Consider the following 20,532-nt stretch of genomic DNA (forward strand, 5'->3'; position numbering starts at 1 on the left):
TGGTATATTAAAACCAACAAATAAAGGAAACGAGGGGATTTGTATATGTTACGTGTAGATGTGGTGAAGAGACAAGGTGTGTCTGAGTCCGATGAGTTAATTGATTGTGGAATGGTCGTTTGGAGTTTTGATGGGGGTACATGCGAGGTCGCATTACCTGTATTAGATTTAGAAAAAGTTCGTAATGTGTTGGAAAAGCAAAAGACGGATAAAGAACGAAAAGATGAGCTTTTTTCTCTGTGGAGCGTTCACCAAGAAAAAATTGAGTTATACCTTGAGAGTGCGAAAGCAGTTGCAGATGCTTGTAAGGCATATAGTGTAAATCGCTCAGGGTTTGCAGATACGTATGCAAAGGATGACCATTGGGAGATGGTTTCACATGATGCAGTTGATTTAGAGGTTACACATGCTAGCGATATAAGTTTGTACCATGCGTTAGATATGGTAGTTAATCTGCAATGCAAACCTAAAGAGGAGTACCAAGTTTGGGTTATGCCAGAAGATGAGGATAAAAAAGGGTCAGTACGGGTTAACATTACATTAAAGGATGGTTCTACGTTAAAAAATTGTGAAGTAATGAGTGGAACTAGTTTTATAGGGGCTGAGCCAGTAACATCCAAGTTAGAGTTAGTTGATTGGTTTACAGTCCAACCTTCTGTAAAACAAGAGAGAGTAATTAAAATTAGAACGCAAAGTCCTGCGGTAGTTTTGGAATTAGAGATAAAGCCTTCAATGGTGGACTCATGGGAATTTTATAAAGGTGAGGGGCAGGAAAGTAATCGTGTGCTTGTAGCGGATATACTACCTGCGGGAAGTATATGGATAAAGAATTGTATTGTTTATAAACAATTGGAAAACGGTACGAAAAAGTCTGTAAGGGATATCAATGAACTAGAACGAATATTTGCTAACAAACATAAGGATGCTGCTAATCAGGGTGTGTATGTGGAGACAGAAGATGAGGGACTTATTAAAATAAATCCTGGGGTTGTAATAAGAAAGAACTTTAAATGGGTAAATCGTGAAGATTGGATGGGCAGTGAGATATAAGAAAAGAGGTGTCTCTAATTGCAGCTAAAGGTGAAAGAAAAACACTTACGTTGTATTTACATTCTGGAGTTGATGCAGGTAACGGCGAGGTTCGTTACCTGTTTAACGATAAAGAAAATAATTCATACGAGTGGTGGACAAGGACACCGTTCTACTATAACGATTCAAAATGGTACGAGGTTCGGGCTACAGTAGTAGGGCTTAACGTCGATGTATACACGGGCGTAACCCGAACACAGCTAAAGAGGGTTACGGTGCTTTCTCAACTTACATAGAAGGGTGAAATGTAGCCCTTCTTTTTTGCGTTATTTATTGACTAAAATATAATAATTTGGTATAGTATGTATAACAAAACAAAGAGAAGGAGTGGGTGTAGGTATGGGAGAATTACAGGTTTGTCCAATCGGAAACGATAGAGATATGTTGAGGATTAGGGACGGAAAAGGCGGCTCAATGGTTGTGTCTGCTGACAATTTGGCTGAGGCTACAAGTAAAGATGGAGAGTTTAAGATTGGTAGACGTATGTGGGTCAATACGGGAGAGGTTATCGAGATATATAAACCTGCTAAAAACGAAAAAAGACTACCTACAGTTTGCTTCTCGTTACGAGATTTATGGAATTTAAAAACGGGAGATTGGGTTAAACCTGTACAGTTTAAGGCAGGTATAGAGGTTATTGTGGAATGCGATTACGGGGATGGGTTAGAGACAGAAACCGTAATTATCGATGAGTATAGAGCCTACGGGTTGTTTACACATAAAAAAGATACAGGTAAGTACGTTATGTTTGATTGGAAGTACGTGTTGAGCGTATTACCTGCAGATGAATCAAAATCGGCAGAAGAGGTTATTGATAGCCGGAATACGCTAGCTGAGGTACGTATCGGATTCGGTAAAGGGGTGGAACTGGTTACGACAGTGCTTGTTGGGCGTGATTCTTCTGAAGAGGCGATTAAGCGGGCAGCAGTGGAGTTTATTCAAAAGAACGTACCGAGTGTGTATGAAGTTGATAATATAGGTAGTTTAGTAGATAGTCGTAAAGCATTCATTACAGTAAATAAAGACTAGGAGGTAGGAACATGTTGAGCGGTCATTGTTCGCTAGGAATTACAGATGAAGATATGGGTTTGCTACGACTTACAGGGTTTGTAGACGTTCCGGGGTGGTTAGCTGCAGGTACATGTTGTGATTACTGCGGGAAAGGGATTCGCAACGTATTTCTACTTACAGACGGGAAACGTCAGGTTGTATTGGGAAGTGAATGTGTTAAGAAAGCGGCAGGGGTGCAGAGGAAAGTGTTTGTAGATGGGATGTACGAGAATGTACCTAAAAAGTATCATGGGAGAATAACAGATACGAGTGATGACAACCTGCCATTTTAAGGAGGTATAAAGTGATAAAGCTGATTGTTTCGTTTATTGGCTTAAACATTGTTATGTTACCGTACTATATTTTCATGTTTACGTTAGGTGTCATGGTGATAGAAAGAGTGGATGTGGGTTGGCTGCAGGGTATTCTTAACGCTGCAGTGGTACTGGGGACGTTTTTAGCGATGTCTCTCCCTAGTCTACTTGCACTATTCTTTCTTAAGCAAAAGAGGACAAAGGTAGCAACGAAAGTGTTTTATGTAGAGAGGATAATACATTTTGCGATTGTTGTGGGCTGTTATATTTCTATATTTTTTACAAACAAATAAAACGAGGTGGTATATATGAATACGTATATGTTAGTGACAGGAGAAGGAGTCCCTACGCAGTGGGTGTGGGCAATTACAGAGTACAGTCAAGATGATGTGGTTGAGGCTTGTAATAGATGGCATACGTCTATTGGGTATGAAATAATAAATGGTCGTGAAGGTCTTACATTGGGCGGGGTAAGTAAATGGACAGAGAAATACATTAGCAATATGGTTACCTATTTAAAATGTGGGGAAACAGTGCTAGTTAACCCTAAAGGCGGATGCATGTTACTTAAGGACTCTATGACAGTCCTTAAAACGGTACAGGACGTTCGTTTTCCTTTCGATGGCGACCATAAGGGTGTAAATGGTTGGCTAGCCCCTAGCGGGCAATTTCATGCGTGTGAGCATGGGGAGCATTACAAGTTTGCTAGAAACTTTGATAGTTCTGCTGAAAATGAGGATGAGTATATCCGTATGAGTAGCTGCCGTGAGATTGATAGTTCGATAGTGGATATTCGTGTAGAAAACATCACAGATGCACAGCGTAAGTGGTTACTGCAAAACTATGAGCAGTTCGATGATACGCAGGTCAAGGATTTAGAGCGGTCGGGTGTTGTAAAATAAGTCTAGGAATATAAAAGAAACGGTATAGGAGTTGGTTAATGTGGGTTGGAGAATAGAAACGGATAACGAGACGGAGTGGAAAGTTGTTTCGTCTGTGGTAGATAACGTAATTGCGACGTTCACTACAGAACATGATTTAAAGGTGTGGTTGTCGCTTGAGCAGGAGTATAAAGGTAAACTAAAGGCGGTTGAGACACTTATGGCGTTCCCTAGCCAGTGGACGGTTAACGGGAAATTGTCCCTTGGGGTTGGCGGTGGTGAAGCCATACAAAGCTATTATAAGTGGGTACAATCTATTCAAGAGATTAAAACGTACAAAGAATACTACGAAGCGATAGATAAAAAGTTAGAAGAGCTAAGAAAAAAGTAGATATTCGATTACTCCTTGGTAGCAACCAAGGGAGGATTGAATTATGAAAATGGTCAAGAAGTGGATTAAGGACTGGTTAGGTAATAATATACGTTGGATAATGTTGACGGTGCTTAGTATGCAGATTGTTGGGTTACTTGTACTAAAGTTTATGTGGTGGGATGAAGTAGTCCGAGGATTCATCGACTTGTTCAAATAAACCGTACGTACATGATGAAGAGGCAGGTGGGTTGCTGAAATGAAAGTAAAAATTAAAGAAAATAAAGATAAATACGATACAACATTGGTTGCGAAGTTGATAGGGCTTACGCTATCTGTGGCGCAGGTTGAGGCAGATGGTGTCATTATCGATATTTGTGGAGGATTAAAGTTGTATGAAGGTGAATATGAGGTGGTTGAGTCGTGATACCTGTAAAAATAAAAAGCGTTACAAGTGGTAGATTGGTTAATGGTGAGTATACAGCAAAGCAGTTATTGGACTTCTGCGGTGAAGAGGAGCTTGTGCAGAACCTTACGCAGTGCGATTGTCAGTCCGTTGGGGAGACGAACGTAGTGGAATGTAATTGCGAAGAAGAGTGGGAAGATTACGAGCTGTTTCTTGATTATAAATAAAACAAAAAGACGGAGGAGTTAGGATGAATAATCATTCACGAGTTGCAAAGACAGTAGCAGAAGGTGTTAAGTTGAATTTAGGTGGAGGTGCTGAGGCTACGGTTAATGTCTGTCTAAATGAAGAAGGGTTTTTATTAATTGATGGGTTAGATATGGACAGTGTGGAGTACGAGGCGTACATGCATGATAATAAAAAACTAGAGATTCAAATTTTAGCGCCATCAGGTTTTGATGAAGATGAGGATATGTAATCCATAGAGGGTAGGTTATTGGTTATGGAAGGGTTAAAAAGGACAACTAAACGTAAATTAAAACATGCAGAAAAGAGAGCTAAGGAGCTTAAAAAGGCGCATGGAGCTACTCCCGGTAAGACTCATACATATCATGGGGGTTGGGATTTAGGTTATTGGGAAGGTAGAGCTTCTATGGCGCAAGATATATTGGATGAGGTAGGTGGGGTAAATATGAAATTCGGTATTTATTTAGATGGAGAGTTGATAGCAGAGCGCGAAGATATCTTTGAGGCGTATAAAGAAGCTGTATACGCAACGACAGTATTAGGTGTGCCGCATGAGGTTAAAATCATGTCTGAGTAAAAGAAAAATCTCGATTTTGAAAAACAAAGGAACGTAACTTATTACTTTATTTGTACGTTCCTTATCTATTTTTAGATTCCTATTATATTAATAGTAAAGTATATGAATATGATGTACATGGTGGATTAAAAAGACAGTCAGGAGGTGATTATGGTGGGAGTTGTTCCGGATTTTGTGTACGGAGTTATGACTAATACGGGTGATGGCGATGAGTTTTTATGGCGTTTGGGTGTGTGCTTGACAGAAGAGGACGCAGACGAGAAGTTTGCTGAATATCTGGGTTCTGGCAACTGGATTGGTAAGGTTAAAGTACTTAAGTAATAAAAAATAAAGGGAGATAAGGTGATGGGTACAATGGTCAATCTATACAAAGAAGAGGCAAAAATAGTACTAGAGAAGAAAAATATATTTGGGGAAAAGGCAAATATAATAGGAGTTATGGATATCTCGGGGTCTATTAAAAAGTACTTCAATAATGGTACAGTGCAGCAAACCTTTGAGCGTGTTTTAGGTGTCGGGATGAACATGGATTCCAATAAATCTATTGAGGTGTACGCATTCAACAACGATGTGACGTATATCGGTGAGGCAAATGAAGGGAACATTGAGAATTTCACAAACAACGTGTTCCTAAAGAAAGTAAAGGTTAATGGTGGAACAAGCTATGCTCCTGCTATGAAAGCCATAGTGAACAAGGTTGATGGGGAGGAAAAAAGTGGGTTCTTTAAGAGGCTGTTTGGTAAAAAAGAAGATGATGGGTTTGATAGAGACTTACCTACGTTTGTTTTCTTTTTTACAGATGGGGAAAACTCGGATGTCTCTGCTACAAAAGCATACATAAAAGAGATATCCGATAAACCTATCTTTTGGCAGTTTGTTGGGATTGGTGACAAAAAGATGCCATTCCTAGATGAGTTAGATACGATGACGGGTCGTGTTGTTGATAATGCTAACTTCTTCCGAGCGGAGGATATCAAGAATCTGTCCAATTCTGGGTTATATAATGCGATTTTAAATGAATACCCGCTTTGGTTAAAAGAAGTTAGACGTAAAGGTATTGTAAAATAGGAGCAAATGGGGTGGAACTAGTTCCACTCTTTTTTAGATTTTAGCGTTAAATGGGAAGTTTGGTAGATTATGATAAGTTTATAGAGCATTATGTTTGTATGTGAGGCTATAATAAAATAAAGATATAGGCTAAATAGCTAGTATTAATTGAAACGATAAGGGGGAAAGAGGTATATCTAGTAACTAAGTAAACTAGTAAGGTGTACCGAATTAAGTATGAACATTAGATTTTATAAAAAAGTAGTCGCATTAACAGCAGGAATCTCAGTATTATCTTCACCAGTCGCATCATTTGCAGAGACACAAGTAAATGGTGAATCGCAGCAAGTAACCGTTCAAGGTAAATCTAATGAAGATGTAGGTTCTGTTACGAATGAGAAGGCGTTAAAGAGTATTGAGGAGAATTTCAAAGACATTGACGGTAGAGGAATTAGCCAAGATGATGTTACAGATAAAATAGAGCCGGCAGAGGAAGAGACGGGTACGTTCACAGTTCCTAGTGGAAGCAATAGAACAAAACGAAGTCTTATGTATGCTGCACCTACAAAGAGAACGGAAGTAAATGGCGTACCGTTAGTGGAAAAGATTGTACCAAAAGGTAATGACAATATCAGACCGGGTTATGCTATGAAACCGGAGTACATTACAATCCATGAGACAGGGAATCCAGAGGTCGGGGCAAATGCTAAGAACCATGCAGATTACCTATACAATCAGGCTGTTGGGCAGTTAGACCGTGTAGCTTCTTGGCATTTCACGGTAGATGACAAAGAAATTTATCAACATCTACCAATCAATGAAAACGCATGGCATGCAGGTGACGGTAATGGGGATGGGAATAGAAAATCTATTGCTATCGAGATTGCGGTTAACAGTGATGGGGACTACAATAAAGCGGTAGAAAATGCTAAGAAACTAGTAGCCTATCTAATGAACGAGACTGGGGTAACAATCGATAACGTAGTAAAACATCAAAAATGGAAAGGTAAGAACTGCCCAGAGATTATGATTCGTACAGGTCAGTGGCAACCATTCTTAGCGGGAGTACAAAAGTATGTGGCGGTTAATCCACCTACGATAGCACCAAAAGATGATATTACTGGCGGTTGGTATGAGCCACATATCCGTGAGTTAAACAAACGAGGAATTATGGTAGGGGAAGGAAATGGTGTGTTTGCGCCAAATCGCGCGGTAACAAGAGCGGAATTTGCACAGTTAGTATCGAATACGCTTAACTTACCTGAGGGTTCTAAAACGTTTAACGATATCGGGGTAGCACATCCTACGTTACAGGGCGGAATTAAACGTGCAGCTACTGCAGGAATTATTAACGGTCGTGGGGATGGTAACTTTGACCCTAACGCACAAATTACACGTGAAGAAGCTGCAATTATGGTAGATAGAGGCTTGCAGTACAAAGGAATTAAGGGTAAAGAGGTTGCAATTCCGTTTACAGACCAAGAACAAATCTATGCAAAAGAATATGTACAACGACTGTATAGCTTAGGGGTTGCAAAAGGAAATGAGAACAACCAGTTCGTACCGAAAGGAACAACTACTCGTGGGGAGTCTGCATCGTTCCTTGTAAACATGATTCAAGTCATGGAGGGTGGTAAACCTCAACAGGCTATTGGAACGGCGCAAATCAACGGTATCGGGGTTAATGTGCGCAGCGGAGCAGGTTCGCAATACTCAGTTGTGAAAAAAGCAACGAAAGGCGACAAAGTAAACGTGTATGAAGAGAAAGATGGTTGGTTGCGTATCGGGAAGTCTGAATGGGTATTCTACGATAAGAGCTATATCGATTATAAAAAACGATAAAAAGTGGGAACAATTTAGCGGGCGTAGATAGTACTATTGAGGTAGAGAAAGAAGTTGTACCGAAATAGGAGGGGTTCGTATGAATGAAGGGTTTCTATATATCCCAGAACAGTTAGAAGAGTATAAAGAGGGTATTTTACAGTCTGTAAAACCAACCATAAGGGTTAAAGCCGAAAAAGGAAGTACAAAGCTTTGGGATAGTAAAATAGGCGGAAATCCTTATTTACCAATTGGGGTAGATGCTCCAAAAAGTGCGAAAGGTGTGCCGTTAAAGTTATTGGCACAAATCAATTTTGAAGATGTACCGCCGATGGAAAACCTGCCAAAAACGGGTATTTTACAGTTCTATATTGATGTGACGCACTACCTGATAGGTATGTCGCTAGATAATAGAACAGAACAAAAGGATTTCCGTGTAATATACCATCCCGAAGTGATTAAAGACAGAAACAAGCTGATTGTAGGGTTTGAGGAAATACAGGGAGAAACAGTTATAGATATTCCAGAAGCGAAGTTGGATTTTGCAAAAGGGATACAGCCAGTTACGTCTGGTGATTACCGATTTAACTCGGAGTACCTGAAAGGGTTCGATGAGGATAAAGAGGTAAAGGATGGCGATAACTCGGTGGAGTTAGGCGAATTCTACTATACGAATATGAGCGAGGCAGGACATCGAATGGGTGGGTATCCTTTCTTTACCCAGTTTGACCCACGAGATGAAGATAGTGAATACGACACGTTGTTACTACAGATTGACTCGGATGAATCGATTGGGCTTATGTGGGGAGATGTAGGTGTTGCGAATTTCTTCATTAACAAAGATAAGTTAGCTAAGTTAGATTTTTCAGATGTATTATATAATTGGGACTGTTGTTAAGGTGGGGAAATTCCCCACCTTATTTTATAGGGAAAACGGGGAGGATACGTAATGCGTAAATGGTTAGTGACTGGATTAAGTCTGGGGTTGTTGTTCGCGGTTTCTGGCTGTTCTGAAAACAAAGAGGTAGCTAAAGATACAAAACAGGTTAATGAGTCTAATAAAGGCGAGAAAGCGGCTGAAACAAAGCCAAAAGAAGATAAGAATGCAATAGATAAAAAAGACACAACAAGTACTGACGAGGCTGCTCCTAAAATCGATGAGAATTGTGCAGAGGTATACAGTAAAGAAGAGTGTGAACAGTTTGCTGCGTATACGAAGTCGGATGCAGGGAAACAAGAGGCGCAGGCATCTAAAGAGAAACCTGTACAAAAAGAGGTTAAGTTGTCAGGTAAAGAAGTGTACGAAAAAATGTACTGGGTACTAGAGCAATGGGGAAGCGGGAAAGTATATCCTGCGCCTTACAAAGAAGGAATGGTTGTAAAGAGACCGGATGGGTTATATTACATCAATTCTACGTATGAAATCCGTGGAACGTTAAAGGGTGATGGGGTCTATCCGTATGAAATGTTAGTAAGCGATACCTTAGACCTTAAAGATGCGTATTTGCCGGGTACATATGGAAGGTATGCCAGACCTATGAAGTACGACGAAATACAGGAATACTATAGACAGGTAGAAGAGAAAAAGGCTATAGAGAAGGCGAATGAAACGCCTGAGGATAGGGAGCGAAAGCGTAAAGAAGCAGAGGAAAAAGAGAAAAAACATAAAGAAGTCATGGAGAGTATTTACGGTAAAGATGCGGTAAACGGTAAGGTAATCGATATGGATAAAGAGACTCTGGGGGAGTAAGTGGCAGTGGCATTGTGCTGCTGCTTTTTTTATGTGAAGATATTGATTAAAATATAATAAACTGGTATATTTAAGATAAGAAAAGAAGGGGTGGTACGTCGTGGGACGTTGGGAAGAAAAGAAGGATAACTATTACTATCAATGTGTAAAAGAAGCCAATAAAGAGGTAAATCAACCGTTCTCGGTTGCGGAAATTGAGGATGTGGTTAAAGTTCGTGTAAGTGAAGATGTAGATGGGAACACAATTGTAAAGGGTATGGGGTATCTTGTGACGTTGGTTCAAGAAGATGTGCTATACGTAAAACCTTTGAGTCGTTGTCGTCAAGTAGACTATATGCATTCACATGTATTGGCGGGCTTATCGGATAGTGATTTTACTGGTGTGCGTAAAGTAAGAAGAGCAGATACGTTTATTATCCAGAAGGTAAACGCCGAGAAGTACATGTGGTATCTGCGGGAGCAAAAGAAAGCGTACGGGGTTGTAAATCAGGATGCATACTGTGGATTTACAGATAGATTTGTATCTGATGGGGTTCAATTATAACTTATCAAACAACAAATATTGACTAAAATATAATAAAATGGTATATTATAGTCACAAGCAAGAGATAAGCAAAGTTACAAGGAGTGGTTAAGGTGAACGAAAAAGCGCAAAAAGAATTACATACTTTAGTAAAACAAATTACTAACACAAACCAAGAGGTTGTTAAGGTTATCTTGTTTGGCTCATATGCGTACGGGTCACCTAATGAAGATAGTGACTTTGACTTATGTGTGTTAGTGAATGATACCGTTGATAATGTAAGAGAGATTCGAAAACAAATACATTTAAGTGTGTATGAGATTATGGAGACACCAATCGATTTAATGGTGTATCAAGTTAGTAAGTTTAAAGCCAGAGCAAGCAATGTTGTTACGTTAGAATACAAAATAGATAAAGAGGGAGTGGTTTTACATGGTGAACAATAAAAACGCAGTAGAGTGGTTTCAATACGCTACAACAGATTTAAAAAGCGCAAAGTTTTTAATGGGTATGCCAGAACTTCCTGTATCTATTGTTTGTTATCATAGTCAACAAAGCGCTGAGAAATATCTAAAAGGTGTAATTGCAGCTCATGGTGGTGAAATCGTTAAAACACATAGCTTAGTGTATCTGTTAAAGTTATGTAGCAAGTACGATAAATCCTATAGAAAGTTAATTAAGGATTGTGTTGAGTTAAACGATTACGGCGTAGATGTACGTTATCCTTCAGAGAATAAGGTAAATGAAGAGGATGCAGAACGTGCGTTAAAGAGTGCTGAGAAAATCGAAAAATTTGTAACTAGAAAAATCAGAATCTAATAAAGGGGATGACAGGTATGTCATATAAAAGTAAGTTAGGCATTACGGAGGATATTTTAAGTACAGAAATAGATGCGTATTTTAAGAAACTAGGTTTTTATGTAAGTGTAATGAAGCCAGATATCGTCGATGAGGGCGTTTATGCGAAATTGGATATGAATGCTCCGGCATTGCAGTTCGATGCACGTCAAGAGGATAGATACATCCATGTGTATATGAATGTAAATGAGGTGTACGTGGAGCATTTGGATAAGGTAGACAGTAGCTTAATTTGTGGAAACCACCATGTGTTTAGTGAGCCGCCAAAAACGATTGAAGAAGTAGAGGATGTTTTAAATAAACTGGTTTAAAGGAAAGTAAATGCTAGTTCGAAAGTGGAAAATAATTATGTAAAGGATGGAGAAGTGTGTCTCTATCCTTTTTATTTATGTGACTTTATGTGTACTTAATGATGACTTAAGGTTGACTAGAAATATACAAACAATGACAGCAAATAAAGGAAGAAGAGTAGGCAGTACATGTTGTGATTTAACGTTGACTTTATGTGTACTTAGAGTCGACTTGTTTGATAAGAACCATAGATATAGGGGAGGAAAAAGATGGTTTAATTGAAGTAACAAATTCGGGTAGAGGTGATGGGTTATGCGTACAATTGATAAAAATAGGGAGTTTGTAGAGTGGTTACTGGCTGTAGGTAAATTTAAAACGAAGCATGTAATCGGTATTCTTGTACATGCAAAAAAGTTTAACCATACGCTCGAAAATATTCAGTTTTTATCTGATGAGGAATACAAAGCGTTAACAGGTAAAAGAAGAGTGATGGTCGTTAAAATGAATCGGTACTTTGAGGAGATAGAGGGAGCTACAGAGTTACGTATTTTAGATGTGGATGGGACATATGATACACGTAATTTAGATGATGCACTGAGTGGGTTGCGGATAGGAAGTGGTTCACCGTTCTATATGTACATCCAGATGGAGGGTATTGTGGGGGAGGATAACTTCACATCGGTTACAGAAAAGGTAAGTGAGTTTGATATAGAGGTTCGAACGGGGTCAAAAATTGATGAACTGGCTATACATGAGTTTCGGGACATTGCTCGAGCGGTTGCGGATGAGGTAACGTATCGTAAAGAGATTGATAAGGCGTTAGATGACCGTGACGAACCTCGATTCCATCGGTTAGTGGTGGCGTATAAGAAAAAACATGGGATGCTATAAGCAAAAAGGTGGGGTTTATATGTCAGAAGTGGGTATCAGGTTAACGATGGAAAGGTTGCAGGTACTTGCGGATAGAGGACGTACTTTGCAGCAACTTCTAGATGTAACAAAAGAAACACAGGAACTAGTGAGCGGTGGGTTCGAGGAACACTTCACTATGTCTTGGGTTGTACTGTATGAAGGTATTTGTTATGTGGTTGATATATGCAAGATTCCGCATGGGTATCATGTAGATGTCTGCGAAGAGGGGACTAAGAAAATCCGATGTATGGATATAGAATCGGATGATTTGAATGAGTTTATTACGGACTTAAAAGGGTTAATAGGTGTGAGTTAAGGTGGGTAGGTGTATTCACCTTTTTCTTACACCTAAACTATTGACTAAAATATAATAAAATGGTATAGTAGAGACAGATAAAACAAACCGAAAGGGTGCTGTGAAATGTCTTATATTACAAAACTAGCTGATATATCTCGTAAAATTAAAGAAGAAAAAATAACTTCTGAAGATAGAAATAATGTAGATACAATTACTGCGATTCAAGAGGTGCAACATGAATTAAGCGGGTTAGAGATGCGAATGACAGTATTAGTAGATTTGGGTAAAATCGGTGCTTTCGGGTTAAGCGGGAAGACAATCGCTGATTTACATAGAGTATTCAGTGTAGCAAAAGAGAACCTAATAAATGTGTTTGCGTTACATTACGATAACTATGCAAAGGTTACAGTTGAGTTCCGTGGTCAAAGGTTTACAATGCTTACGTTTGAAAAGAAAGGTTATTTTGAGGTGTTGGTGTACAACATGAACGGAAATGAAATTATCTATAGGGAGTATATAACTATAAAAGATAACTTATATGATGTAACCCTTCATATAGCAAATAAGTTAACGAAATACATGGGTGGATTTATTGAGTGTGCAGGATGTCATGATGGAATCAAAAAAGAAGATGTAGTAGGTAAAATCTATGCAGGTTCGTTCTGTAAAGAGTGTTGGGAAGAAAAAGGCTACAAGCAAGAGGCGGACTTTTATAGAGCTTTAGATTGATGGTGGGTACTCCCTACCATCTCGGTAGGTAATAAAGACGATAGGTTGAGGGGTGTATGTTGTGGCTAAAGGTACAGGATTTAAAGTCAACCCGTCTGATATACCGAATGAAATTACGATTGTACTAGGTGAGAAGGATAAATGTCTGTTTGCACAGATGCTTACAGACATGTTGATTCCTGCTGAGGATGCTGCTAGTAATTTTCAGAGTATATACAGACGAGGGTTACATATGGTTTATAACGAGAGTTATCCGGAAGACAAAGTATTTTAAATTGAATGTATAGGGGTGAAAGGTAATGATAATGTTTGTATTACATGAAGATGAGACAGATTTCTTTAATTTCACAATACCCAACGAGCGCTTTAAAGTTGGGGATAAGGTGGAGCGTGAGGATTTAGATGGGACGTATGTGGTTGTTCATTGCGACCCAGTGACGGTTGCAGTGAAGCCAGTTTAAGGGGTATATACCAAATTTATTGTGAGGTGAAGGTATGGATATCGATAAGGTAATTAGTCAGCTTAAGGAATCAGCAAAGGCTAACGATAAGCAGGCAGAAGAGACCGAAAGTAAACATTTAGAGCTTCGTGCGTACCACAAAGGTCAGGCGGACGCTTTCCGGAGTTCGGCACTCTTATTGGCTAAACTAACACTTGAGGATACTTTAGAAAATTTATAGATAAAGTTTTAATGCGGTTTTGATTTTGTACAAAAATGAGGTGATAAGGTGGCTAAAACTTGTTTTAATTGCAAGTTCTATGATGGGTGGTGCTGCATGTACAACTTATCGGTTAAATCCATACTCAATGAGGAAGACGCTGCAAGCAAATGCTCAAATTATAGTGAAGGTAAATACGACGAGGAATCGTTAGAGAAAAGTGAATACAAATAAGGTAACGAACTAGGAGGAAACAGAATGAGAGATAAGACGTCAATGGTTATAGGCTCTTTGTTAGGTATGAAAAGACATGGCTGGTGTAATATAAGTAAGAGTTATAGTGAAGAAATTAAAATTATCAAAAACGTACTTGAAGAGTGTGGGGAAGCATACACCACCTGTGAATCTGATAAACAAGTAAAGTTTTTTGTTAAATATAAGTAAGGATAAACTTTGTAGGGATTGGGGGAAGACTTGTGAACACAATAAGGATTGAGTGTGGTCAAGGTATTGAGGCAAGGAAAGATATGCAGGATATGGTTAAAGTCTTACAGGATAAAGGGTATATTGCTCAAACTGATAAAGATAGTGGTGTAGTGAAATTAGTTAAACAAACTAAAGATGAACCTAGTATAAAGAAATCATTTGCAGAAATACGGGAAGGCGTTGAAGAGGAAAAACGAAAAGGGAGATGGGACTCAGATTTATTTTGAGAGTTAAACCCCGACAAGATAGCTAGTGCAATATTGTTTACGTATGGGAAGGTAGGTGTTGTATCATGGCAATTAAGAAAGGGACTCATGAGGGCTTATCGTTATCCTCTTGCTGTCAGGCTAAATGTAAACGTGGATATAAATTAGCCCAAGACTATAAATCTATTTATTGTTGAAATTGCGGTAAGAAACAGAACTAATTAGGTGACAAGGAAAATAAATAACGTAAAGGGTTGAACAATTAGGGGTAAGGTTTAAACAGAATAAGAGGTAATACGCTGCTGTCTGGAAACGGGTAGTAGTTTTTTAACGTCCTACTATTGACTAAAATATAATAATATGGTATAGTTAAGACAGTAAGATAAACAAACATAAGGGAGCGGTTATATATGAACATTGCTATGAAATTAGTGGAATTTGCAAGAAACGTTAAATGGGGAATTTTAAATCCTGGTGATACATATAAAGAAGATGCGGTGGAAATGATTCGTGAAATACATGATGAGTTAAATGATTTAAATACAATGAAAGTGGCTGTAATTGTTACGCTAGAACAGTTAGGTGAGTTAGGAAACAAGGGTAAAACAATTTCTGACTTAGCTAGAATGCTTAGAGTAGCTACAGAAAGCATGAAGACAGTAGTAGGGTTAGAATATGAGAATCATACAGAAATCAATCTGGATTTTCGTAACAAGCGCTACAGAATGTGCGTAATGAAAAACACTACAAACTGCGAGGTTCGTGTATATACGTTAAAAGGTTCTGAGTTAATCTATAAAGAGTTTTTAAACACAGAGGTTAACGTAGGGGATGTTTCGGATGCTTTGGCTAGTTTATTAGTAGGTTACGAGCAGGATAAGCAGTACAGTTAAGGTAGGGAACTCCCTACCTTTTTCTTTTACCTAAACTATTGACTAAAATATAATAATTTGGTATAGTATAAGTAGATAATACAAGCCGAAAGGGTGTTGTACATGAGATTTTTAACGAAATTATCGGAGTTTGGTGGAACAATTAGAAATAAACGAAAGTTTTACGATAACGAAGGGAAAGAAGCGCCAATTGAATATAAAGAGTACTTAGATAAAGCTGATGTGGTTGGTATGGTAAGACATGTGCAAGATACGGTGGAATGCTTAGGTATGAAAATGAAAGCAGTTGTACCTTTTGATAACCTGCAGAGAATGGCACGTGATGGGGTGACGTTAACAGAGTTGGACTACACATTTAATGCGACGGTAGAGAGTACGGTGAATGTGTTTGGCTTAACCTACGCTAACGATGCGAATATATTGGTTCAATATAAGGATAAGCAGTATAAGGTACTTACGATGATGGCTTACGGAAAGTTCGAACTATATGTGTGGGAAAGTAACGGTTATATCAGTATAGATTCGTTTAAAGTATGTGACTCCGAAAGTTTACAGGTGGTTATTGATTGGTTAGAGGTTACGTTAAATGATGATATCAGAGGGTTGGTTGTATGTAGCCACTGTAGAAAGAAAATACCTGCTGCTGAGGTAGCGAAAGAGGTTTTCTCAAGTCGTTATTGTCGTACTTGTTCTGGAAAATAAGATTGTAAATATAAAGGGAAATAGATGTAATAAGGAGGCTCGAATCGGGTCTTTTTATTACAGAATGGGGGAGTTTAGGTGAAAGTGTATGATGTGGTGGTTGCTCGTTCTGGAGGGATGGAGTCGCATGCAATACGGACAGCAAAAGGGGCGAAGGACTTTGGTAAGTTCTTAGGGTTACCTAAAAAGAATATAGGGTCATTAATTATAGGAGCTATGTTTCACGATAACGGTAAGAAATATGTACCTAAAGAGGTATTAAATAAGCCGGGGAAGTTGATGGCGGCTGAGTTTGAGATTATTAAGAGCCATGTTACGTTAAATAAAGTAAGGTGTGAAGATAAGGATGCCTTAGACATTGTTATGCAGCACCATGAACGTGTAGATGGTTCGGGGTATCCATTGGGGCTTCAAGGGAATCAAATTAATTATTTAGCTAAGGTGTTTGCGTTAGTGGATGTATATGATGCGTTAACGAGCGACAGAGTGTATAGAAAAGCTTTCTCATTCAATACAGCATTAGATATTATGAGGGGTATGGTCGGTGTTAATTTTGATGCAGACTTATTTGATAAATTTGAAGAATTTATACGAGCAAATAATTAGAGAGTCTTTTTAAGGCTCTTTTTTGTTTTGATAACGAGTTCCTGATATTCCTTCCCAGATAGTGATATGATAGAGGCAGATTATTGTTTCGGAAGAGAAAGGCGGGAAAGGAATGCATTTTTTACGTAAAGGTGAGAAGCCCAAAAAGAAAGTATCTGGGTCAGTGGATTTAGGTGGCGGGTATGTTGCCCGTTATGTTGCTACGTCTGCCCGTGAACATGTAATGGGGTATAAGGATGGTGAATTAATTGCATCTATTTACATGTCAGCTAGTTTCATTAAAGAGTTAGATGTGGAAATGGATAAAATACAGGTGGCAGGGGATTACGAAAGATTCCTTCCAGTTGTAGGTGTTGGGGTAAAAGAAGAGGATGAAATTCCCCATATTGAGTGGGACAACACGGCTAAAGGTAATTCTAACAAAGTAAAGGGAATGGAATATGAGGATTACGTAGACACAAGTAGTCAGAAGAACGCCATTAAGAGCGGGATTGAGGACTACTTATATACCAATGTTCCGTTGCGAGTACTGCAGGAGGAAAACGATTTATCTTGGGCAGAACGAAAAAATTACCGCATCCTAATTGAAGATGATGAGATTTTGGAGTGGATTGAAGGTTTAAAAACAACTAATGAGATTGTAGGGTTCGATACCGAGACGTCTGGCTTACTTACAAATAGAACCAAGCGGGACGTGTTAGTAGGAATCTGTATGAGTTACGAAGATAATACGGGAGTGTATTTCCCTCTTCGCCATGAACGGTATGAGAACGTAAAAATGGGTGAGAAACGTTTACTGCACTTATTGAGACCGTATTGCGATAAAAACTACAAAACAGCTAAAAAGTTAGTTACGCATAATGGTCAGTTCGACTGGCGTGTTATGAAGATGTTTGGTTGGAGATTAAATATCGTATATGATACGTTAATTCGTCAGGCTATTAAAGAGATTGCATCTGCTTCAAGATTACGTAAGTTAAAGGATATCGCCCGTGCGGTATTACACGTAGATGTTGTGGAATTAGAGGATATGTACGAGAAACGTACAAAAACCGATTTAAAACTAATCTACGATGCAATTCAATCTGGAGCAAGTGTAAATGATATAACAAGATTCAAGTTCAGACATCCGGTTGAAAAACAAAATGATGTGCTTGATTTCCGTTATGCGAGTCGCGAGTTCAGTGAATTATACGGACCTGCCGATGCAGATTTTCCTCGTTTAATCCATCAAATTATGGATAAGGATTGGGATGAGAGTTTAGACTTCATTTATCGCTTGGAAGTGGCGTTAATTCCTGCTCTTGGGGAACAAGAGTATTACGGGGTTAAAGTAGACAAAGAGGGTATTGAGGGGCTGTATGAGGATACAAAACGTAAAGTCATGGAGCTAGAGACAGAAATATATCAGGTGGCGGGGCGTAAGTTTAAAATCTCGTCACCTCAGCAAAAAGTAGATGTGTTGTTTAACGATATGAAGATACCTGTAAAACCTCGTTATAAAACGAAAAAAGGCGGGATTTCTACAGATAAGAATACGATGGATGATATTGCGCAGTATAAAAACAATGATGGGTCGGCAAAATACCCGATTGTCCCATTACTGCAGGAATATTCAAAACTATCGACGTTAATTTCGAACTTCTATTCTAAGCTGCCAAAACTGGTTATTGACGGGTACTTATTCCCTAACTATAACTCGACACGGGCGGAGACGGGACGTTTAACATGTTCCAATCCAAACGTACAGCAAACAGAGCCGCAGACACGTAAGTATATGATTCCGGAAACGGATGAATATTACTTCCTAATCTGTGACTTCTCGCAGGTAGAGTATCGATTGATGGCAGGATTAAGTGGAGAGACAAAGGTTGTAAACTTCTTCAGGTCTAATCCAGAAGCCGATTATCATATCATGGCGTATGCAAATATGATGAACAAAGCGTATGAAGATGTAACGTCAAAAGAGCGTAAAGTAGGTAAGGTGTTAAACTTCGGTACATCTTATGGGTTAGAGGATGCAAACTTAGCCCTAAAACTGTACGGGGATGATACACCATATCATCAAAAAATGGCTCGTGAAGCTCGTAAACGTTACTTTGATGGTGTACCTAACTTACGTGACTACTTCGAGGATGTGCGAGATAGAGCCGAGGTTACAGGGTATACAGAGACGTTATTTAAACGTCGTCGTAACATTCCTGAGTTCCAAACGTTCGGTAAAATTCCGGAATATAAACGTGGTTCTGGTAGACGTAAAGCAGGTAACATGCCTGTACAGGGAACAGCTGCTGATATCATGAAGATGGCAATGTATCGTATTTACATGTTCTTCAAGAAATACGGTTTCAACGAGGAAAAAGTACGTATGGTATTGAACGTACATGATGAGGTGTGCGTACAGGTTCATAAATCGATTAACCCTTGGTTAGCAACTGCAATTATGCGTGAGGCTATGGAGATTGACTTCTCTGCAAAAGGAATCCCACCATTATACGTAGGTGCAAACGTTGGTTACTGTTGGAAAGATGGTAAAGTGGACGAGCTTGAGGCTCCGGTTATTCTTATGGATGAAAAATGTGCGTGGGCTATGGAGAAATTCAAAGCAGGGGAAGAACTTCCTGTGTATGATGACCCTCGTACCTTCTGGGAAAACGAAATTAACGAATTTGCGGTACGTGTTATTGCGGAGGAAATTGAAAAAGACGGGGTTAAGAACTTAAAAGAGGCACATAAAAACGGTCGTATTATTAAGTACAGTCACCACTTTGGAGATGCAGCCGAGGCAATGATTGTAGAGGTACTAAAACGTGGTAAAGATGCGGTATATGCAGACCTTAAAAATGTAGTAGAGTTTAATAGTATTTTAGCTAAAAAACTACTTAAAGCTTGTATGAAACGTATAAATGAAAAAGGGCATGAAACAAAAGAACAAGCACTTAAAGACAGCGGTTTAGAAAATGCGTTGAAATACTTCGGTATGTTTGCAGGTAACGTTGTTGAGTGGTTAATGGAAACGGAAGGCGACGTTGATGCGGTTCTAGGTAATGTAAGACATGCGTTTGCAAACAAAAAACAGGTAAAACCTGTTGGGTTTACTACAGTTAATAAGAAAAAGAAAAAAGGTGAAGAGGTCGAAGAGGACTTTGTATCTGTTGAAGATAAGATGAAGAAGATGCTTCGTTATAGCAAGAAAAACAATATGTTCACGCTTCGAATGGAGAAGAACGATTACGAGTTATTCTCGTTATTGGATTCTATGCTTGTCCCTGCGGTAAATAAACATCTCTTTAAGGAAAATACAAAGTTTACAAACTTTACGCTTGTATACGATGATGGAACAGAGTATTTCCGTAGCGGTGAGTTATGGGTAGGTAATTTCTTACCAATCTTAAAAGATATGATACTGGCACATCTTACGGATGGAAACTATCTTGGTTTCCGTGATAGAATCGATGAGGTCGGTTCAAAACTGGTAGCTACAGAAGAAGAGGTGCAGGCAAAAGAGGACAATAGTATCTCAAAAATCACATCTGCAAGAGAAGCAATTGCTCAGCAACAACGTAAAAGAGCGGCGGCAACTCGTTAATAGGAAGGCAGTAGACTCATGTGGGTCTACTGCCTTTTTCTATACGCTAGATTTGATAAGAGTTAGGCAGTTTAGTCACGCAGTAGGTGGTATGCTACGAGTATAGAAAACACGAAAACAAATGCAGGGGGTTGTTTTAATGAACGGTTTATATGAACAATTTGAGGGTCAAAATATTCAATTGTCTGATGGGTATGAAGATGAAATGATGGAGCAGTTAATGGCTAC

34 protein-coding genes are annotated in these 20,532 nt (G+C 38.9%); all 34 read left to right on the top strand.

Going from position 1 to position 20,532, the window contains the following annotated elements; all coding sequences use genetic code 11:
- Window positions 1–45 precede the first annotated feature (45 nt).
- A complete protein-coding gene (locus tag ACTFR8_RS23270; RefSeq protein WP_221660428.1) occupies window positions 46–1,050 on the top strand; it encodes a hypothetical protein in 1,005 nt (334 codons plus the stop codon).
- 50 nt (window positions 1,051–1,100) lie between these two features.
- Complete coding sequence (locus tag ACTFR8_RS23275) at window positions 1,101–1,325, top strand: hypothetical protein (protein ID WP_440028248.1); 225 nt, start codon at window positions 1,101–1,103, stop codon at window positions 1,323–1,325.
- 103 nt (window positions 1,326–1,428) lie between these two features.
- Window positions 1,429–2,118, top strand: coding sequence for a hypothetical protein (locus tag ACTFR8_RS23280; protein WP_221660430.1), 690 nt, complete (start codon window positions 1,429–1,431; stop codon window positions 2,116–2,118).
- A gap of 11 nt (window positions 2,119–2,129) precedes the next feature.
- The gene (locus ACTFR8_RS23285) at window positions 2,130–2,432 is read left to right on the top strand and encodes a hypothetical protein (protein WP_221660431.1); all 303 of its coding nucleotides are present in this window, start codon (window positions 2,130–2,132) and stop codon (window positions 2,430–2,432) included.
- 11 nt (window positions 2,433–2,443) lie between these two features.
- Entirely contained in the window at window positions 2,444–2,746 is a 303-nt protein-coding gene (locus ACTFR8_RS23290) for a hypothetical protein (RefSeq protein ID WP_221660432.1), read from the top strand.
- Window positions 2,747–2,761: 15 nt separating this feature from the next.
- The gene (locus tag ACTFR8_RS23295; protein WP_221660433.1) at window positions 2,762–3,355 is read left to right on the top strand and encodes a hypothetical protein; all 594 of its coding nucleotides are present in this window, start codon (window positions 2,762–2,764) and stop codon (window positions 3,353–3,355) included.
- A gap of 40 nt (window positions 3,356–3,395) precedes the next feature.
- Window positions 3,396–3,725 (top strand): hypothetical protein, encoded by a 330-nt coding sequence (locus tag ACTFR8_RS23300; RefSeq protein WP_221660434.1) that lies wholly within the window; start codon window positions 3,396–3,398, stop codon window positions 3,723–3,725.
- 43 nt (window positions 3,726–3,768) lie between these two features.
- A complete protein-coding gene (locus ACTFR8_RS23305) occupies window positions 3,769–3,924 on the top strand; it encodes a hypothetical protein (RefSeq protein ID WP_440028253.1) in 156 nt (51 codons plus the stop codon).
- 39 nt (window positions 3,925–3,963) lie between these two features.
- Complete coding sequence (locus ACTFR8_RS23310; RefSeq protein WP_221660436.1) at window positions 3,964–4,131, top strand: hypothetical protein; 168 nt, start codon at window positions 3,964–3,966, stop codon at window positions 4,129–4,131.
- Window positions 4,128–4,337 carry an acetyltransferase gene (locus ACTFR8_RS23315; protein ID WP_221660437.1) on the top strand — a complete coding sequence of 70 codons (210 nt, stop codon included), beginning with the start codon at window positions 4,128–4,130 and terminating at the stop codon, window positions 4,335–4,337. The genes ACTFR8_RS23310 and ACTFR8_RS23315 overlap by 4 nt, the downstream gene beginning before the upstream one ends.
- Before the next feature lie 23 nt (window positions 4,338–4,360).
- Window positions 4,361–4,588, top strand: a complete 228-nt coding sequence (locus tag ACTFR8_RS23320; protein WP_221660438.1) for a hypothetical protein — start codon at window positions 4,361–4,363, stop codon at window positions 4,586–4,588.
- Between the two features lie 24 nt (window positions 4,589–4,612).
- Window positions 4,613–4,933: a hypothetical protein gene (locus ACTFR8_RS23325; RefSeq protein WP_440028257.1), complete on the top strand. Its 321-nt coding sequence runs from the start codon at window positions 4,613–4,615 to the stop codon at window positions 4,931–4,933.
- 153 nt (window positions 4,934–5,086) lie between these two features.
- Window positions 5,087–5,254, top strand: coding sequence for a hypothetical protein (locus ACTFR8_RS23330; RefSeq protein ID WP_440028260.1), 168 nt, complete (start codon window positions 5,087–5,089; stop codon window positions 5,252–5,254).
- Window positions 5,255–5,278: 24 nt separating this feature from the next.
- Entirely contained in the window at window positions 5,279–6,001 is a 723-nt protein-coding gene (locus tag ACTFR8_RS23335; RefSeq protein ID WP_221660440.1) for a VWA domain-containing protein, read from the top strand.
- 216 nt (window positions 6,002–6,217) lie between these two features.
- Entirely contained in the window at window positions 6,218–7,822 is a 1,605-nt protein-coding gene (locus tag ACTFR8_RS23340; RefSeq protein ID WP_440028263.1) for an S-layer homology domain-containing protein, read from the top strand.
- Between the two features lie 79 nt (window positions 7,823–7,901).
- Entirely contained in the window at window positions 7,902–8,699 is a 798-nt protein-coding gene (locus ACTFR8_RS23345) for a YwqG family protein (protein ID WP_440028266.1), read from the top strand.
- A 51-nt stretch (window positions 8,700–8,750) separates the two neighbouring features.
- Window positions 8,751–9,551, top strand: coding sequence for a hypothetical protein (locus tag ACTFR8_RS23350; protein WP_440028267.1), 801 nt, complete (start codon window positions 8,751–8,753; stop codon window positions 9,549–9,551).
- A gap of 100 nt (window positions 9,552–9,651) precedes the next feature.
- Entirely contained in the window at window positions 9,652–10,095 is a 444-nt protein-coding gene (locus ACTFR8_RS23355) for a hypothetical protein (RefSeq protein WP_440028270.1), read from the top strand.
- Window positions 10,096–10,187: 92 nt separating this feature from the next.
- A complete protein-coding gene (locus tag ACTFR8_RS23360; RefSeq protein ID WP_440028272.1) occupies window positions 10,188–10,520 on the top strand; it encodes a nucleotidyltransferase domain-containing protein in 333 nt (110 codons plus the stop codon).
- Window positions 10,507–10,893 carry a HEPN domain-containing protein gene (locus ACTFR8_RS23365; RefSeq protein ID WP_221660447.1) on the top strand — a complete coding sequence of 129 codons (387 nt, stop codon included), beginning with the start codon at window positions 10,507–10,509 and terminating at the stop codon, window positions 10,891–10,893. The genes ACTFR8_RS23360 and ACTFR8_RS23365 overlap by 14 nt, the downstream gene beginning before the upstream one ends.
- Window positions 10,894–10,910: 17 nt before the next feature.
- Window positions 10,911–11,243, top strand: a complete 333-nt coding sequence (locus ACTFR8_RS23370) for a hypothetical protein (protein WP_221660448.1) — start codon at window positions 10,911–10,913, stop codon at window positions 11,241–11,243.
- Between the two features lie 292 nt (window positions 11,244–11,535).
- On the top strand, window positions 11,536–12,114 hold the full coding sequence (locus ACTFR8_RS23375) for an IDEAL domain-containing protein (RefSeq protein ID WP_440028274.1): 579 nt from the start codon (window positions 11,536–11,538) through the stop codon (window positions 12,112–12,114).
- Window positions 12,115–12,133: 19 nt separating this feature from the next.
- Window positions 12,134–12,451, top strand: coding sequence for a hypothetical protein (locus ACTFR8_RS23380; protein ID WP_440028277.1), 318 nt, complete (start codon window positions 12,134–12,136; stop codon window positions 12,449–12,451).
- 105 nt (window positions 12,452–12,556) lie between these two features.
- The gene (locus ACTFR8_RS23385) at window positions 12,557–13,162 is read left to right on the top strand and encodes a hypothetical protein (protein WP_440028280.1); all 606 of its coding nucleotides are present in this window, start codon (window positions 12,557–12,559) and stop codon (window positions 13,160–13,162) included.
- Between the two features lie 61 nt (window positions 13,163–13,223).
- A complete protein-coding gene (locus ACTFR8_RS23390; protein ID WP_440028282.1) occupies window positions 13,224–13,436 on the top strand; it encodes a hypothetical protein in 213 nt (70 codons plus the stop codon).
- A 25-nt stretch (window positions 13,437–13,461) separates the two neighbouring features.
- Window positions 13,462–13,623: a hypothetical protein gene (locus ACTFR8_RS23395; RefSeq protein WP_221660453.1), complete on the top strand. Its 162-nt coding sequence runs from the start codon at window positions 13,462–13,464 to the stop codon at window positions 13,621–13,623.
- A 34-nt stretch (window positions 13,624–13,657) separates the two neighbouring features.
- A complete protein-coding gene (locus tag ACTFR8_RS23400) occupies window positions 13,658–13,843 on the top strand; it encodes a hypothetical protein (RefSeq protein WP_221660454.1) in 186 nt (61 codons plus the stop codon).
- Window positions 13,844–13,868: 25 nt separating this feature from the next.
- On the top strand, window positions 13,869–14,036 hold the full coding sequence (locus ACTFR8_RS23405; protein WP_440028284.1) for a hypothetical protein: 168 nt from the start codon (window positions 13,869–13,871) through the stop codon (window positions 14,034–14,036).
- Window positions 14,037–14,080: 44 nt separating this feature from the next.
- Entirely contained in the window at window positions 14,081–14,266 is a 186-nt protein-coding gene (locus ACTFR8_RS23410; protein ID WP_221660455.1) for a hypothetical protein, read from the top strand.
- 32 nt (window positions 14,267–14,298) lie between these two features.
- A complete protein-coding gene (locus tag ACTFR8_RS23415; RefSeq protein WP_440028286.1) occupies window positions 14,299–14,535 on the top strand; it encodes a hypothetical protein in 237 nt (78 codons plus the stop codon).
- Between the two features lie 389 nt (window positions 14,536–14,924).
- A complete protein-coding gene (locus tag ACTFR8_RS23420) occupies window positions 14,925–15,407 on the top strand; it encodes a hypothetical protein (protein WP_440028289.1) in 483 nt (160 codons plus the stop codon).
- A gap of 102 nt (window positions 15,408–15,509) precedes the next feature.
- A complete protein-coding gene (locus ACTFR8_RS23425) occupies window positions 15,510–16,109 on the top strand; it encodes a hypothetical protein (protein WP_440028291.1) in 600 nt (199 codons plus the stop codon).
- A 78-nt stretch (window positions 16,110–16,187) separates the two neighbouring features.
- A complete protein-coding gene (locus ACTFR8_RS23430) occupies window positions 16,188–16,715 on the top strand; it encodes an HD-GYP domain-containing protein (protein ID WP_440028294.1) in 528 nt (175 codons plus the stop codon).
- Between the two features lie 112 nt (window positions 16,716–16,827).
- Window positions 16,828–20,304, top strand: coding sequence for a DNA polymerase (locus tag ACTFR8_RS23435; protein ID WP_440028296.1), 3,477 nt, complete (start codon window positions 16,828–16,830; stop codon window positions 20,302–20,304).
- Window positions 20,305–20,532: the final 228 nt, after the last annotated feature.

The sequence above is a fragment of the Bacillus cereus group sp. MYBK15-3 genome (genome assembly GCF_051916765.1).
Classification (GTDB): domain Bacteria; phylum Bacillota; class Bacilli; order Bacillales; family Bacillaceae_G; genus Bacillus_A; species Bacillus_A cereus.

Coding starts and splice junctions, on each gene's coding strand:
- ACTFR8_RS23435 (WP_440028296.1), top strand. CDS start 16,828: ATGCATTTTTTACGTAAAGGTGAGAAGCCCAAAAAGAAAGTATCTGGG.
- ACTFR8_RS23320 (WP_221660438.1), top strand. CDS start 4,361: ATGAATAATCATTCACGAGTTGCAAAGACAGTAGCAGAAGGTGTTAAG.
- ACTFR8_RS23370 (WP_221660448.1), top strand. CDS start 10,911: ATGTCATATAAAAGTAAGTTAGGCATTACGGAGGATATTTTAAGTACA.
- ACTFR8_RS23350 (WP_440028267.1), top strand. CDS start 8,751: ATGCGTAAATGGTTAGTGACTGGATTAAGTCTGGGGTTGTTGTTCGCG.
- ACTFR8_RS23425 (WP_440028291.1), top strand. CDS start 15,510: ATGAGATTTTTAACGAAATTATCGGAGTTTGGTGGAACAATTAGAAAT.
- ACTFR8_RS23400 (WP_221660454.1), top strand. CDS start 13,658: ATGGATATCGATAAGGTAATTAGTCAGCTTAAGGAATCAGCAAAGGCT.
- ACTFR8_RS23395 (WP_221660453.1), top strand. CDS start 13,462: ATGATAATGTTTGTATTACATGAAGATGAGACAGATTTCTTTAATTTC.
- ACTFR8_RS23365 (WP_221660447.1), top strand. CDS start 10,507: ATGGTGAACAATAAAAACGCAGTAGAGTGGTTTCAATACGCTACAACA.
- ACTFR8_RS23410 (WP_221660455.1), top strand. CDS start 14,081: ATGAGAGATAAGACGTCAATGGTTATAGGCTCTTTGTTAGGTATGAAA.
- ACTFR8_RS23305 (WP_440028253.1), top strand. CDS start 3,769: ATGAAAATGGTCAAGAAGTGGATTAAGGACTGGTTAGGTAATAATATA.
- ACTFR8_RS23420 (WP_440028289.1), top strand. CDS start 14,925: ATGAACATTGCTATGAAATTAGTGGAATTTGCAAGAAACGTTAAATGG.
- ACTFR8_RS23335 (WP_221660440.1), top strand. CDS start 5,279: ATGGGTACAATGGTCAATCTATACAAAGAAGAGGCAAAAATAGTACTA.
- ACTFR8_RS23380 (WP_440028277.1), top strand. CDS start 12,134: ATGTCAGAAGTGGGTATCAGGTTAACGATGGAAAGGTTGCAGGTACTT.
- ACTFR8_RS23270 (WP_221660428.1), top strand. CDS start 46: ATGTTACGTGTAGATGTGGTGAAGAGACAAGGTGTGTCTGAGTCCGAT.
- ACTFR8_RS23310 (WP_221660436.1), top strand. CDS start 3,964: ATGAAAGTAAAAATTAAAGAAAATAAAGATAAATACGATACAACATTG.
- ACTFR8_RS23295 (WP_221660433.1), top strand. CDS start 2,762: ATGAATACGTATATGTTAGTGACAGGAGAAGGAGTCCCTACGCAGTGG.
- ACTFR8_RS23345 (WP_440028266.1), top strand. CDS start 7,902: ATGAATGAAGGGTTTCTATATATCCCAGAACAGTTAGAAGAGTATAAA.
- ACTFR8_RS23285 (WP_221660431.1), top strand. CDS start 2,130: ATGTTGAGCGGTCATTGTTCGCTAGGAATTACAGATGAAGATATGGGT.
- ACTFR8_RS23375 (WP_440028274.1), top strand. CDS start 11,536: ATGCGTACAATTGATAAAAATAGGGAGTTTGTAGAGTGGTTACTGGCT.
- ACTFR8_RS23340 (WP_440028263.1), top strand. CDS start 6,218: ATGAACATTAGATTTTATAAAAAAGTAGTCGCATTAACAGCAGGAATC.
- ACTFR8_RS23385 (WP_440028280.1), top strand. CDS start 12,557: ATGTCTTATATTACAAAACTAGCTGATATATCTCGTAAAATTAAAGAA.
- ACTFR8_RS23280 (WP_221660430.1), top strand. CDS start 1,429: ATGGGAGAATTACAGGTTTGTCCAATCGGAAACGATAGAGATATGTTG.
- ACTFR8_RS23325 (WP_440028257.1), top strand. CDS start 4,613: ATGGAAGGGTTAAAAAGGACAACTAAACGTAAATTAAAACATGCAGAA.